The organism is Leifsonia sp. 2TAF2, from assembly GCF_052115085.1.
Classification (GTDB): Bacteria; Actinomycetota; Actinomycetes; order Actinomycetales; family Microbacteriaceae; genus Leifsonia.
On sequence record NZ_JBFRFY010000001.1, the window covers coordinates 1857013 to 1869829 of the forward strand.

14 protein-coding genes are annotated in these 12817 nt (G+C 68.1%); 6 read left to right on the forward strand and 8 right to left on the reverse strand.

From position 1 onward, the window contains the following. Positions 1–19 precede the first annotated feature (19 nt). A complete protein-coding gene (locus AB4Z18_RS08965; RefSeq protein WP_441782335.1) occupies positions 20–340 on the reverse strand; it encodes a hypothetical protein in 321 nt (106 codons plus the stop codon). A gap of 91 nt (positions 341–431) precedes the next feature. After that, the gene (locus AB4Z18_RS08970) at positions 432–1412 is read right to left on the reverse strand and encodes an FKBP-type peptidyl-prolyl cis-trans isomerase (RefSeq protein ID WP_441782336.1); all 981 of its coding nucleotides are present in this window, start codon (positions 1410–1412) and stop codon (positions 432–434) included. 83 nt (positions 1413–1495) lie between these two features. Here AB4Z18_RS08970 and AB4Z18_RS08975 point away from each other — a divergent pair, with 83 nt between their 5' ends. The 3 genes from AB4Z18_RS08975 (at position 1496) to AB4Z18_RS08985 (ending at position 4616) form a co-directional block, all read left to right on the forward strand. After that, a complete protein-coding gene (locus tag AB4Z18_RS08975; RefSeq protein ID WP_441782337.1) occupies positions 1496–2833 on the forward strand; it encodes an aminotransferase class III-fold pyridoxal phosphate-dependent enzyme in 1338 nt (445 codons plus the stop codon). Between the two features lie 99 nt (positions 2834–2932). Further along, positions 2933–3787 (forward strand): hypothetical protein, encoded by an 855-nt coding sequence (locus tag AB4Z18_RS08980; protein WP_441782338.1) that lies wholly within the window; start codon positions 2933–2935, stop codon positions 3785–3787. Between the two features lie 70 nt (positions 3788–3857). After that, positions 3858–4616, forward strand: coding sequence for a lysophospholipid acyltransferase family protein (locus tag AB4Z18_RS08985; protein ID WP_441782339.1), 759 nt, complete (start codon positions 3858–3860; stop codon positions 4614–4616). A gap of 21 nt (positions 4617–4637) precedes the next feature. On the opposite strand, the gene AB4Z18_RS08990 is transcribed toward AB4Z18_RS08985, so the two are convergent. Further along, positions 4638–5111 (reverse strand): CGNR zinc finger domain-containing protein, encoded by a 474-nt coding sequence (locus tag AB4Z18_RS08990; RefSeq protein ID WP_441782340.1) that lies wholly within the window; start codon positions 5109–5111, stop codon positions 4638–4640. Positions 5112–5179: 68 nt separating this feature from the next. On the opposite strand from AB4Z18_RS08990, the gene AB4Z18_RS08995 reads away from it, so the two are divergent. Then, complete coding sequence (locus tag AB4Z18_RS08995; RefSeq protein ID WP_441782341.1) at positions 5180–5401, forward strand: hypothetical protein; 222 nt, start codon at positions 5180–5182, stop codon at positions 5399–5401. Between the two features lie 28 nt (positions 5402–5429). Here AB4Z18_RS08995 and AB4Z18_RS09000 read toward each other — a convergent pair whose 3' ends face one another. Further along, entirely contained in the window at positions 5430–5903 is a 474-nt protein-coding gene (locus AB4Z18_RS09000; RefSeq protein ID WP_441782342.1) for an OsmC family protein, read from the reverse strand. A 37-nt stretch (positions 5904–5940) separates the two neighbouring features. On the opposite strand from AB4Z18_RS09000, the gene gabT reads away from it, so the two are divergent. Together gabT and AB4Z18_RS09010 are read left to right on the forward strand one after the other, a co-directional pair. Then, positions 5941–7302, forward strand: coding sequence for a 4-aminobutyrate--2-oxoglutarate transaminase (gabT, locus tag AB4Z18_RS09005; protein ID WP_441782343.1), 1362 nt, complete (start codon positions 5941–5943; stop codon positions 7300–7302). 14 nt (positions 7303–7316) lie between these two features. After that, positions 7317–8312, forward strand: a complete 996-nt coding sequence (locus tag AB4Z18_RS09010; RefSeq protein ID WP_441782999.1) for an asparaginase — start codon at positions 7317–7319, stop codon at positions 8310–8312. A 97-nt stretch (positions 8313–8409) separates the two neighbouring features. Here the strand turns inward: AB4Z18_RS09010 and AB4Z18_RS09015 are convergent, their stop codons facing one another. The 4 genes from AB4Z18_RS09015 to AB4Z18_RS09030 are packed head-to-tail and all read right to left on the reverse strand — an operon-like array spanning position 8410 to position 12591. Beyond that, positions 8410–9261, reverse strand: coding sequence for an ABC transporter permease (locus AB4Z18_RS09015; RefSeq protein WP_441782344.1), 852 nt, complete (start codon positions 9259–9261; stop codon positions 8410–8412). Then, complete coding sequence (locus tag AB4Z18_RS09020; RefSeq protein ID WP_441782345.1) at positions 9258–10178, reverse strand: ABC transporter permease; 921 nt, start codon at positions 10176–10178, stop codon at positions 9258–9260. The genes AB4Z18_RS09015 and AB4Z18_RS09020 overlap by 4 nt, the downstream gene beginning before the upstream one ends. Beyond that, positions 10178–11377 (reverse strand): ABC transporter ATP-binding protein, encoded by a 1200-nt coding sequence (locus AB4Z18_RS09025; protein WP_441782346.1) that lies wholly within the window; start codon positions 11375–11377, stop codon positions 10178–10180. Before AB4Z18_RS09025 ends, AB4Z18_RS09020 begins: the two co-directional genes overlap by 1 nt. After that, positions 11377–12591: an ABC transporter substrate-binding protein gene (locus AB4Z18_RS09030; RefSeq protein WP_441782347.1), complete on the reverse strand. Its 1215-nt coding sequence runs from the start codon at positions 12589–12591 to the stop codon at positions 11377–11379. The genes AB4Z18_RS09025 and AB4Z18_RS09030 overlap by 1 nt, the downstream gene beginning before the upstream one ends. Between the last annotated feature and the right edge of the window lie 226 nt (positions 12592–12817).

Here is a 12817-nt window from a genome sequence, read left to right on the forward strand (position 1 = left end):
CGACCCGCTGAGGCGAATGTCATCGGGAAATCGATTTGACTGTTTGCAGGCCGTTCGGGAACGTGATCATCGTCGTTGCTTGAACCACGTACTTGGTTCCCGTGGAGAGTGTCACTGTCGTCGATCGGTTCCCCGCTGCGACGGATCGGATACTCCCCTGGGTGATCGTGAGCGACCCCGTTCCGTCGTAGCCGATCGGCGTGCCGTCACCGCGCTTCATGCACACTCCCGTGGAGGTGCATCCAGGCGCTGTCCACGCGATCGCGGCGTTCGCAGTGAGCGGCGTCGTCAACGTGAGCACCGCTGCCAGGACGAGTACCGCACCGAACTTCTTCTTCATATTTCCTCCACTAATCCACCGCGCTCGCTGGAGCGCAGTATCAGTATGGATAACGGAAATACAAGTAATTCAATTGCGGCCAGAACGGCTGTTAGTGCGTGGCCTTCAGGATGTCGACGACGAAGACCATGGTGTCGGTCCCCTTGATGTCCCCGTTGCCGGCGCTGCCGTAGCCGTCCGCAGGCGGGATGACCGCGATCACCTGGGAGCCGACCTTCTGGCCGACCAGCGCCTTGGTGAATCCCGGCACGAAGCCGGAGGCGGTGTTCGTGTAGGGCGCACCGCGAGTCCACGTCGCATCGAAGACGCTGCCGGTCCTCCACAGGACGCCCTTGTACTGGATCGTCACCGTGTCCGTGGCCTGCACCGTCTCCCCGTCGCCCTGCTTGAGCACGGCGATCTTGGTCTCCGTCGGCGGGTCCGCCTTCGGGATGGTGATGGCGGGCTCGCCGGTCTTGGCGTTGAGCTTCACCGTGGGGAAGCCGGCGGGCGGAGTGACCGCCTTTCCGTTTGCGCGGGTCGGCGGCAGGTCGACGACGTCCGCGACCAACACGACGCTGTCCTTGGTGGTGAGTCCGAGCTGGGAGAGGTCCTGGTTGCCGAAAGCGTCCTTCGCGGGCGCGGTCAGCACGACGCGGGAGCCCACCGACAGGCACTCGACGGCGCGCACGAGACCGGGCACGAACGCCTTGTCGTCGACCTGGACCGTCGCGGGCGCCGAGCCGTCGAAGCCCTGCGCGGAGGTCAACTCCTTGCCGGTGGTGCCGTTGTAGGCGGCCAGCGCGATGTCCACGCTCGACCCGCCCTTCGCCTCGGCGCCGTCGCCCTTGATGACGACGGTGCGCTCCACATCTGTCGCCTTCAGCGGTGCCTTGAAGGCCACCTTCGGGGCCGCGCGGTAGTCGCCGGTCACCGTGACCGCCTTCGAGGTGGCGCCCGACTTCACGTTCTGGCAGGCGTTCGCGGCGGGAGTCGACGTGGCGGCCGGCGCGGCGGAGCTGCACGCGGCGAGTCCGGAGACGAGGAGGGCCGCCGCTGCGGTTGCGGTCAGGGCCTTGAGAGAGGTACGCACGGTCGACCATCCTGCCCTATCCGCCTCTGCCCAAGCTGAGCGCCGGTCAGGGGAACGCTGGATGCGCCGCATACGATGGATTCATGACCCGCGAATTCTCCGTGCCCCAGTCCCGCCATCTCGTCACCGAGCTGCCCGGCCCCCTCTCGGTGGAACTGCAGCAGCGCCGCGTTGCCGCGGTGAGTCGCGGCGCGGGAACACTGGCGAACATCTACATGGAGTCCGGTTCTGGCGCGATCCTGGTGGATGTCGACGGCAATCGGCTCATCGACCTGGGCTGCGGCATCGGCGTCACCACGATCGGGCACGCGCACCCGGGCGTCGCAGCGGCCGCCGCGGAGCAGGCCGCGAAGCTCACCCACACCCTGTTCACCGTCACGCCGTACGAGAACTACGTCGCCGTCGCCGAGAAGCTGGCCGAGATCACGCCCGGCGACTTCGAGAAGCGCAGCATCCTGGTCAACTCGGGCGCGGAGGCGGTCGAGAACGCCGTCAAGATCGCCCGGAAGTACACCGGACGCCGCGCCATCGCGACCCTCGACCACGCCTTCCACGGCCGCACGAACCTCACGATGGCCATGACGTACCGGCCCTGGCCGGAGCGCGCCGGGATGGGCCCGTTCCCCGGTGAGATCTACAGCCTCCCGATCAGCTACCCGTTCCGCGACCCCGAGGGGATGACCGGCGAGGAGGCCGCCGAGCGGACCATCGACTACATCCGCACCCACATCGGGGCGACCGAGCTGGCCGCGCTGTTCGTTGAGCCGATCCAGGGCGACGGCGGGATCATCATCCCGGCGCCCGGCTACTTCGCCCGCCTGGCCGAGTTCTGCGCCGAGAACGGCATCGTCTTCGTCGCCGACGAGATCCAGGCCGGCATCGGCCGCACCGGCACGTGGTACTCGATCGAGCACCACGGGGTCGTTCCGGACCTCGTCACCAGCGCCAAGGGCATCGCCGGCGGCTTCCCGCTCGCGGCGGTGACCGGCCGTGCCGAAATCATGGATGCGGTCCAGCCCGGTGGCATCGGAGGCACCTTCGGTGGCAACCCCGTCTCGACGGCGGCGGCCCTCGCGGTGTTCGAGGCGTTCGAGCAGGAGGACCTCCTCGCCGAGGCACGGCGCGTCGAGAAGGCGCTGTGGGCGCGGATCGGCGACTGGGCCGACCGCTTCCCCGTCGTCGGCGAGGTGCGCGGCAAGGGCGCGATGTTCGGCATCGAGCTGGTGGTCCCCGGCACGAAGAAGCCCAATCCCGAGGCGCTGACCGCTGTGCTGCAACACGCGACCCGCAACGGCGTCATCCCGCTCGACGCGGGAAGTTGGGACAGCGTGCTGCGCCTGCTGCCGTCGGTCGTCATCAGCGAAGAGCTCATCGACGACGCGGCCACAGTGCTCGAAGAGGCCCTCGGCCGTCTGGGCTGATTCCCCGCCGTTTCCGGCGCTCTGCTCAGAATCGATCGCTAGGGTCGCAGGGCCTCCGCTCGGGGCGGTCGGTGACAGCAGCAAAGAAGGATGGTGGCAATGCGGCTCCCCCGCCTGCGCCTGCTCGCCGCGGCGTCCGCCGTGGCGGCGGCACTCGCGCTGGTGCCTGCGGCAGCGGTCGCCGAGTCGCCCACGCCGTTCTACCCGGGCTACATCATCAGCGACGACAGCTTCTTCAACCCTGACGCGATGACCGCGGGCCAGATCCAGCACTTCCTGGACGATCGCAGCTGCCGGCCGAAGGACGACTCGCCCTGCCTGTCCGACTTCCGGATGGACTCGCCCGCCCAGCCGGCGTCGAAGGAGCGGTGCGCGGCGATGCCCGCGAAGAAGGGCGAGCGGGCCAGCAGCATCATCGCGCGCGTGGCGAAAGCCTGCACGATCAGTCCGCGCGTGCTGCTCGTGCTCCTGCAGAAGGAGCAGTCGCTGTTGACCGCGCCGAGCGCATCCGGCTATCAGAAGGCCACCGGCTACGCGTGCCCCGACACCGCCGCCTGCGACGCCCGCTACTTCGGCTTCTTCAACCAGGTCTACCGGGCGGCGTGGCAGTTCCGCGAGTACACCGTGCACCCCGGCGACTGGCGGTACAAGGTCGGCGCGAACAGCATCCAGTACCACCCGGATGCGACCTGCGGCGCGAGCACGGTGACGATCCTCAACCAGGCGACCGCGAACCTGTACAACTACACGCCCTACCAGCCGAACGACGCGACCCTGAAGGCGCCGAAGGGCGAAGGCGGTGACTGCGCGGCCTACGGCAACCTCAACTTCTCGCGGCTCTACTCCGCCTGGTTCGGGACGCCACTGGCCGTGCGGTACACGGGGTTCGTCGAGGACTGCATGGTGTACCGGTCGGGGTTCGGCTGCCCGCAGGGGACGCCGCTCAAGCCGTGACTCTGCGTCGGGACGCGACTCGCGCGCATCCATGCCGGAACCGGCATACGACCCCGCCTACCCTCGAAACGTGAGCATCGACGACCCCGACGATGGTGCGGCCTCGGTGAAGAGACCCGGCGTGCCGTACTACCTCGGCCGCGTGCTCATGGCGCCCGTCCTCAAACTGGTCTACCGCCCGCGCGTGATCGGGAAGCGCAACGTCCCGAAGCACGGCAAGGTCATCCTGGCGAGCAATCACCTGTCGTTCATCGACTCAGTGGTCATTCCGATGACGGCGCCCCGACGCGTCCAGTTCCTCGCGAAGTCGAGCTACTTCGAGGGCACCGGGCTGAAGGGACGCGTCTCTCGCTCCTTCTTCACCTCGATCGGAGCTGTCGGCGTCAAGCGTGGCGCAGGTGCGGCGGCTCAGGAGGCGCTCGACCAGTCCCGCAAGATCATTGAGACGGGTGCGGCGTTCGCGCTCTACCCCGAGGGGACCCGGTCGCTCGACGGCCGCCTGTACAGAGGGCGGACCGGGATCGGCTGGCTCGCCCTGACCACCGGTGCGGTCGTCATCCCGGTCGGGCTGGTCGGCACGGATCAGATGCAGCCGGTCGGTGCGAAGTTCCCCAAGCCCCACCGGATCACAGTGACGTTCGGCGAGCCGATCGACCTCTCCCACTTCGGGCCGCCCGAGTCGGGACGCGCACGGCGTCAGGCGACGGACGCGATCATGGCGGCCATCCACAACCTCACGGGCCAGGAGCTCGCCGGCGTCTACAACGAGACGCCGCCCGCGAACGCGGTGGAGCGGGTCAAGCGCGCGTTCCGCCCCGAGCGCCTCTGACGCGGTCTTCCGAGCCCCGGCTCAGGAGGCGGGGCGTTCCTTCGCGCGGTAGGTGCGGGCCTTCTGCCGGTTGCCGCAGACCTCCATGCTGCACCACTGGCGGGAGCCGTTGCGCGAGGCGTCGTAGAACGCCCAGCGACAGTCCTCTCCCCCGCACAGCTTCACACGGCCGAGCTTGCCCTGGAGGCTGAGCACCACGGCGCTGGCGACCGCGGCGTCGGCCGCGGTCCGGGCTCCGAGTGCGACGGATCCGGGTACGGCGGTCACCGGCAGCGCCAGTTCGGGCAGCTCGGCGGGGATGCCGTCGACGATCTCGCGAAGCGCGTCGCGGGCCTGCACGGCGGCGATCCGGTCGCCGGGCTCCAGGTTGTGCTCGTGCGCCCAGCGGGCGTGGCCGTCGTCGTCGGCGAGCTGATCGACGTCGTCTTCGACGTCGAGGGTGTTCAGGAAGTCCACCAGCAGCTCGGCCCCGAGTTCGGGCCCATTCGTACGCATGTAACCATTGTAACTCATTAGCGGGTTACTGGTAGGCTGTAACCAGTCAAAGCAGATAGGTAGTTATCATGCATCCGCTGTTCTTCTGGTCCATGTCCGTGAACGACCTCGCCGAGCGCGAGCGCGATGCCGCCCTCGTCCGAGCGCAGCGTGACTCTGGGGTCGAGCAGCCTCCGCCGCTCAGCCGAGACGACCGCTGGCGTGCCGCGATCCAGCGCTGGGCCGCTGCGGAGCCACCGCAGACCGCTGCGCCCGCGTCCTCAACGGCGCCCCGCCTCGGCTGCGCCTGACCCGCGCCTGTCCATCCCGACCAGAAGGTCAGGCGAGGGTGAGCAGCTCAGGAGCGTGGCGGACGGGGAAGTTCACGCTCGAGGCGATGAAGCACTTCTCCGAGGCCGGCTTGTGGAGGGATGCGGCCAGCTCACGCTGAGCCGGGTCCGCCAGCGTCACGCGCGGGTGCAGCGTCACCTCGGTGAAGTGACCGCCGCCGTCGCGGGTCTGCTCCATCGTGCCGGTCGCCGCATCCGTGTAGCCCACGACGACGACTCCGGCGTTCGCCGCCTCCGCCAGGTAGCTGAGCATGTGGCACTGCGCGAGGGCCGCGAGCAGCAGCTCCTCCGGGTTCCAGCGGTCGCGGTCGCCGAAGAAGGGCCGGTCGGCGGACCCCTCGATCGGATGCTTGTCGGGGGCGCTCACGACCATGTCGCGGCCGTAGTCCTTGTAGCCGCTGGTGCCCGTCCCGCGGTTGCCGGTCCACTGCAGGTCGATCGCGTACGCGTGCTCGAGCTTCATGCCTCGATTCTCGCACCGCCGCTAGACTCGGATGACCATGACTGACACCGTGAGCACCCCCGCGCCCGTCTTCTCCGTTCCACAAGAACGCCGCATCGTGACCGCCATCCCCGGCCCGAAATCGCAGGAACTGCACCAGCGCCGCCTGGCCGTCGTGCCGACCGGCGTGTCGTCCGCACTGCCGGTGTACATCGCCCGCGCGAACGGCGCGATCCTGGTGGATGTGGACGGCAACCAGTTCGTCGACTTCGGCGCAGGAATCGGGGTCACCACGGTCGGCCACACGGAGACCGCGGTCGTCGAAGCCGCCGCCGGTCAGCTGCAGGACGTCATCCACACGCTCTTCACGATCACGCCCTACGAGGAGTACGTGCGCGTCGCCGAGTTGCTCGCGCAGCACACCCCCGGCGACTTCGCCAAGAAGACCGTCCTCGTGAACTCGGGCGCCGAGGCCGTCGAGAACGGCGTCAAGATCGCGCGCAAGTACACCGGCCGTCGCGCCGTCGCCGTGCTCGACCACGCCTATCACGGACGCACGAACCTGACGATGGCCATGAACTACAAGGCGATGCCGTACGCGACCGGGTTCGGTCCGTTCGCGGGCGACGTCTACCACGCGCCGAACTCGTACCCGTACCGCGACGGCCTCAGCGGCGAAGAGGCGGCCGCCCGCACCATCGCGTACCTCGAGAAGGTCGTCGGCGCCACAGACCTCGCGTGCCTCGTCGCCGAGCCGATTCAGGGCGAGGGGGGCTTCATCGTTCCCGCCGAGGGCTACCTCGCCGCACTGCAGGAGTGGTGCACGGCCAACGGCGTCGTCTTCATCGCGGATGAGATCCAGAGCGGGATGGCGCGCACCGGCGCGCTGTACGCGAGCGAGCACTTCGGCGTCGTCCCGGACCTCGTGCTCAGCGCCAAGGGCATCGCCGGCGGCCTCCCCCTCGCCGCGGTCACGGGCCGGGCCGAAATCATGGATTCCGCTCAGCCGGGCGGCCTCGGCGGCACCTTCGGCGGCAATCCGGTCGCCGCAGCAGCCGCGATCGCGGTCTTCGAGACCATCGAGCGCAACGACCTGCTCGCGCAGGCCCGCCGGATCGAGAACGCTCTGAAGCCGGCGCTGGTGAAGCTGCAGGAGAAGTACGACATCATCGGCGACGTGCGCGGCATCGGTGCCATGATCGCGGTCGAGCTCGTGAAGCCCGGCACCGGCCAGACGACGAAGGAACCCAACCCGGAGGCCGTCAACGCGATCGTCGCGGCGGCCGCCCAGCAGGGCATCCTCTTCCTCAACGCCGGCACCTGGGGCAACGTGCTCCGCTTCCTCCCGAGCCTCGCCGTGTCCGACGAGCTCATCGCCGACGCCGTGTCGGTGATCGACGACGCCATCGCGGCGCTGTGAGCGCACAGAACGCGATGACCGCCGAAACGTTCTCGGTCGACGACTCGGTCGAGCTGGCCGTCGTCGAGCGCAGCGGGTTCGTCGAGTCGCGGCACGCCGGATCCGCCGTGGTGCTCGGGCCGGACGGCATCGTCGTGCGCAGCATCGGCGCGCCCGACCAGCCGGTGTTCCCGCGGTCGAGCATGAAGCCGTTCCAGGCGGTCGCCGTCATGGGGGCCGGAGTCCCGCTCGAGGGCGCCAGCGCGGTGCTCGCGACCGCCAGCCACGCCGGCACCCCGGCGCACCTCTCGGTCGTCCGCAAGCTGCTCGCCCAGGCGCAGCTGACCGAGGACGCCCTCGGCTGCCCGCCCGACTGGCCGCTCGACACGGCGGCCCGCGACGAGCTGGTCCGCGCGGGCGAGCACAAGCATCCCGTGTTCATGAACTGCTCGGGCAAGCACGCCGCAATGCTGCTCGCCTGCCGCGTGAACGGCTGGCCGACCGAGAGCTACCTCGACCCGACGCATCCCGTGCAGCAGCACATCCGCGACACCGTCGAGCGCCTCACCGGCGAGAAGGTCGTGGCGACGGGGATCGATGGATGCGGTGCGCCGGTGCACGCGATGTCGCTGCTCGCGCTGGCCCGCGGCATCCAGCGGATCGCGACGGCGTCCGAGGGGTCGCCGTTCGCGCTGTTCCGCAACGCCGCGCTGCTGAAGAACGCGGTGCTGGCCGACGGCTGGGCGATCGACGGACCGGGGCGCGCCAACACTGTCGTCATCGATGAGCTCGGCGTGTTCGCGAAGGGCGGCGCCGAGGGCGTCATGGTGATGGCGGCTCCGGACGGCACCACAGTGACGCTCAAGGTGCTCGACGGGAGCCTCCGCGCCGCCACGATCGTGGCCCTGCGGCTGCTGGCCGACGCTGGCGCGCTGAGCCACGACGACGTCGACCGGGTCGCTCCGAAGCTCGACCTCGCCGTGCTCGGCCGCGGTGCTCCCGTCGGCGCCATCCGCGCCTCCTACGTCTGACCGCACAGGCCAACAGCTCCTGAGTTTCTCCTCGCCATTGCGGCGATTCGGGCGAAAAACTCAGGAGCTGTTGGTTTGGGGGCGGGTCGGGGCGGGGCTATTGGCGGGCTAGGCGTTTCGCGCGGGCTGCGGCGGTGATCTGCGAGACCAGGACCACGAGGATCGTCAGGATGAAGACGGCCGACGCGATCACGTTCGCCTGGGCCGGGATGCCGCGCGACGCAGCGATGTAGATGTACATCGGGAACGTGGTGACGGCTCCGGCGTTGAAGTTCGTGATGATGAAGTCGTCGAAGCTGAGCGAGAACGACAGCAGCGCCGCCGACGCGATTCCGGGGAGCAGCAGCGGGAACGTGATCCGCCAGAACACCGCGTTCGGCGACCCGTACAGGTCGCGGCCCGCCTCTTCCAGCGCCGGATCGAGGGACGCGACGCGCGCCTTCACTGTCACGACCACGAAGCTGATGCAGAACATGACGTGCGCGATGATGATCGTCAGGAAGCCCTTGTTGACGCCGAGGCTGAGGAACTGCGCGGCGAGACCCGCACCGAGCACCACCTCCGGGCTCGCCATCGGCAGGAACAGCAGCAGGCTGGTCTGCGACCGCAGCCGGAACCGGTAGCGCATCAGCGCGATCGCGATCATCGTGCCGAGCACGGTGGCGATCACCGTGGAGATGATGCCGATGATGATGCTCGCCATGAACGCGTCGCAGATGCCCACGGCATCGCACACGTTCGTCCAGTTGTGCAGCGTGAACCCACGCCAGGCGATGTTGTTCTTGATCGCGTCGTTGAACGAGAAGACGAAGGTGTAGACGATGGGGATGAGCAGGAAGGCCAGCGCGAGGAACGCGTAGACGCCCAGTCCGATCCCCTTGTACCGGCGCCTGCCCTTGACCGCAGACGGCGGCGTGGTGGTGTCGGTGGGCGTGATCATGGTGGTCACAGCAGCTCCTCCGTCCCACTCCGCCGCACGTACGCGCCGACGATGACGAGGATGACGGCCATCAGCACGACGGACATCGCCGCGGCCGTCGGATAGTTCTGGAGCACCAGGAAGTTGCTCTCGATGACGTTACCGATCATCGAGGTGTCGGCGGCGCCGAGGAAGTCCTGCGAGGCGTTGATGTAGTCACCGGCCGCCGGGATGAACGTCAGCAGCGTCCCCGACACGATCCCGGGCATGGAGAGCGGGATGGTCACCTTGCGGAAGGTGGTCCACGGGCTCGCGTACAGATCCTGTCCTGCCTCCAAGAGCCTGGTGTCGAGCCGTTCCAGCGTCGAGTACAGCGGCAGGCACATGAAGGGGATGAAGTTGTACGTCAGTCCGAAGATCACCGAGAACGGCGTCCCGGTGATATGGGCGTCCGGCGGGAGGATGGAGAGCGCCTTCAGCGAGCTGGCGATCCAGCCGTCGTCGCTCAGGATGGCCTTCCACGCCAGGGTCCGCAGCAGGAAGCTGATGAAGAACGGCGCGATGACCAGGGTCATCAGCAGGTTCTGCACCAGCGGCCGTCCGCGCATCTTCACGCCGATGAAATATGCCAGCGGGTAGCTGATCAGCAGCGCCGCGGCCGTCGCGATCAGCGCGTAGGCGAAGGAGCGGAGGATCTGCGGCCAGTACTCGGCGAGCGAGTCGGTGTAGTTGCTCCATTGGAACGCGGCCTGGTACTGGCCGATGTCGCCGTCCACAACCGGCGCCTGGAACGACGTGATGATCAGCGAGATCAGCGGCGTGAGGAAGAAGAGGACGAGGTAGAGCACGCCCGGGAGGAGCAGGACGAGCGCGATGCCGCTCTTTCGGCGGGCGACGGGCTCCTGATCCTGGGTCGGCGGAGCGCCCGTGAACGCGGCGAGGGCCACTATGCCTCCTCCAGCTCCGTCAGCATCCGCTCGCGCGCCTGGGCTGCCAGCGCCTGCGTGTCGGCGTCGTCGGAGAACCGGCCGTCGGCGGGCGGCTCGTCGGCGAGGACGAAGGTGTGGGATGCGTCCCACGACACCCAGACGTCGGCGCCGAGCGAGGCGACCGGGCCGCTGGCCATGTTCTGCGCGAAGACGACGACGGTCCCGAGCCCCGGCACATCCACCAGGTACTGCGTGCTCACGCCGCTGAACGACACATCCGTCACGCGCCCCGGCCCCAGCCGGTTGGCACCGGACGGGATGGTCGCGGGCGTCTCGTGCAGCGTCAGCTTCTCGGGCCGCACGCCGACCGTGACGAAGCCGCTGGTGCGCTTCGCCCGCGCCCTCGGCACCTGGATGCGCGAGCCGCCGACATCCACGCCGATCGTCTCGTCCCCCGACTCCTGAACCGGGCCGGCGAAGAGGTTCGACTGTCCGAGGAAGTTCGCCACGAATACCGTCGACGGGAGCTCGTACAGGATCTCCGGCGACCCCATCTGCTCGATCCGGCCCTTGTTCATCACCGCGACGGTGTCGGCCATGGTCATGGCCTCCTCCTGGTCGTGGGTGACGTGCACGAAGGTCAGCCCGACCTCGGTCTGGATGGACTTCAGCTCCAGCTGCATCTGCCGGCGGAGCTTGAGGTCCAGCGCGCCGAGCGGCTCGTCGAGGAGGAGGAGGGCGGGCCGGTTGACGACCGCCCGGGCGAGCGCGACGCGCTGCTGCTGGCCGCCGGACAGCGAGGCGGGCCGACGGGAGGCCAGGTGGTCGAGCTCCACGAGCCGCAGCGCTTCGTGCGCCTTCGCGATCGGGTCGCCGATGCGGCGCCGGCGCAGGCCGAACGCGACGTTCTCCAGCACCGTCATGTGCGGGAAGAGCGCGTAGCTCTGGAACACGGTGTTCACCGGGCGCTGGAACGGCTTGGTGCGCGTGACATCCTCACCGCCGATAAGGATGCGACCCTCGGTCGGCTCCTCGAGTCCTGCGACGAGACGCAGGGTGGTCGTCTTGCCGCAGCCACTCGGACCGAGCAGCGCGAAGAACGACCCGGCCGGGATGACGATGTCCAGCTGTTCGATCGCGGTGAACCCGGGGAACCTCTTCTTGATGCCGTCGAGTCGCAGGTCTGCGCCGGACTCGGCGAATACTCCCTTTGCCATCAGGCCCCCAGGATCACCTTCTGGAACGCCGCCTGGTACTTCTGTTCCTCGGCGGGTGTGAGCGAGGCGAAGATCTTGACCTTGCTCAGGGTCTCATCGTCCGGGAAGATCAGCTGGTTGTCGGCGAGCTCCGGGTCGATCTTCGTGGCCGCCTCCTTGGCGCCCTGGACCGGGGTGATGTAGTTCACCCACGCCGCCACCTCGGCGGCGACCTCCGGCTGGTAGTAGTAGTCGATCAGCTTCTCGGCGTTCGCCTTGCGCGACGACCCGATGGGGATGACGAAGTTGTCGCTCCACAGCGTGCCTCCCGCCTCCGGGATGGCGAACTGCCAGTTGTCGCCGGCCTCGGCGTTCAACTGCGTGATGTCGCCGGACCAGCAGATGGCGGCCAGCGTGTCGCCCGACTTCAGGTCGTTCAGGTACGAGTTGCCCTTGATGTTGCGGATCTGGCCGTCATTCACCTCTTTGGTGATGGTGTCGATGGCCTTGTTGAAGTCGGCCTCGCTGAACTTCTTGGAGATGTCCACTCCCTGCTGCAGCATGATCAGCCCCATGGTGTCGCGCATCTCGCTGAGCACACCGACCTTGCCCTTGAGCTCGGGCTTCCACAGGTCGTCGATCGACTTGAGGCCCTTCGGCAGCTTCTCCTTGTTCCAGCAGATGCCGGCGAAACCGCTCTGCCACGGGAGCGACTTCTTGCGTCCGGGGTCGAAATCGACGTCCTGGAGGTTCGCGACGAGGTTCTTCTTGTTCGGGATGGCCGACTCCTCGAACGACTGGACGTAGCCCAGGCGGATCCAGCGGGCGATCATCCAGTCGGTGAGGCACACGGTGTCGGCGCCGATGTCCTTGCCGAGGGCGAGCTGGTCCTTCACCTTGGCGTAGTAGGTGTTGTTGTCGTCGACCGCGACGTCGTACTTGACCTTGATGCCGCTCTGCTTCTCGAAAGCTTCGAGCGTCGGATACTTCCCGGCGTCATCCTGGTCGAGGTAGGCCTGCCAGTTGGCCCAGGTCAGGGTCTTGTCGCTGGAGGACTGGTCCTTCGCGGCGGTCGGCTTGCTCGACGCTCCCCCGGTCGAACACGCGGCCAGGGCCATCGCTGCGGCACCGGCGGTCGCACCGGCGAGGAGACCACGTCGGGTGAGCTGCGACGCCCGAGCGGACTGGACGAGCTGGCGGATCATCGGGTCTTGCGGAAGGTTGCTCGGTTTCACAGTGGTGCTCCTCGGGGGATCGAACACGGACCACGGGCGACGGCGCTTCGGGCGGCACGTCCTCGTGCCGTCGCGGTGGACCCGATCCTGACACAGAAGAGTTGCGATCCGCAGCAGAAAAGGGCCGGATCGTCCATTCGGAAACACAATCTTTACGAAATCCGTTCCCGATCGGTCGATTCGCCCGGGAAACCGCAGACTGGACGTTCTGCCGTCGCGCGGTCGG